The sequence below is a fragment of the Enterobacter sp. 302C9 genome, assembly GCF_034106085.1.
In the GTDB taxonomy this organism is placed as follows: domain Bacteria; phylum Pseudomonadota; class Gammaproteobacteria; order Enterobacterales; family Enterobacteriaceae; genus Enterobacter; species Enterobacter asburiae_B.
The window spans coordinates 1-861 of record NZ_JAWNBW010000029.1 but is presented as its reverse complement, the minus strand read 5'-3'; the positions used below and the strand labels follow the sequence as shown (position 1 = coordinate 861).

General features: G+C 53.0%; 1 rRNA gene. It reads right to left on the bottom strand.

The window, feature by feature from the left end:
• Nucleotides 1–861 (bottom strand): 23S ribosomal RNA (locus tag UR289_RS21820); the annotation flags it as partial.

The window sequence follows — 861 nt, the reverse complement described above, 5'->3', positions numbered from 1 at the left end:
ACACCTTCAACGGCTTACAGAACGCTCCCCTACCCAACAACGCCTAAGCGTCGCTGCCGCAGCTTCGGTGCATGGTTTAGCCCCGTTACATCTTCCGCGCAGGCCGACTCGACCAGTGAGCTATTACGCTTTCTTTAAATGATGGCTGCTTCTAAGCCAACATCCTGGCTGTCTGTGCCTTCCCACATCGTTTCCCACTTAACCATGACTTTGGGACCTTAGCTGGCGGTCTGGGTTGTTTCCCTCTTCACGACGGACGTTAGCACCCGCCGTGTGTCTCCCGTGATAACATTCTTCGGTATTCGTAGTTTGCATCGGGTTGGTAAGCCGGGATGGCCCCCTAGCCGAAACAGTGCTCTACCCCCGAAGATGAGTTCACGAGGCGCTACCTAAATAGCTTTCGGGGAGAACCAGCTATCTCCCGGTTTGATTGGCCTTTCACCCCCAGCCACAAGTCATCCGCTAATTTTTCAACATTAGTCGGTTCGGTCCTCCAGTTAGTGTTACCCAACCTTCAACCTGCCCATGGCTAGATCACCGGGTTTCGGGTCTATACCCTGCAACTTAACGCCCAGTTAAGACTCGGTTTCCCTTCGGCTCCCCTATACGGTTAACCTTGCTACAGAATATAAGTCGCTGACCCATTATACAAAAGGTACGCAGTCACACCACAAGGGTGCTCCCACTGCTTGTACGTACACGGTTTCAGGTTCTTTTTCACTCCCCTCGCCGGGGTTCTTTTCGCCTTTCCCTCACGGTACTGGTTCACTATCGGTCAGTCAGGAGTATTTAGCCTTGGAGGATGGTCCCCCCATATTCAGACAGGATACCACGTGTCCCGCCCTACTCTTCGAGTTCACA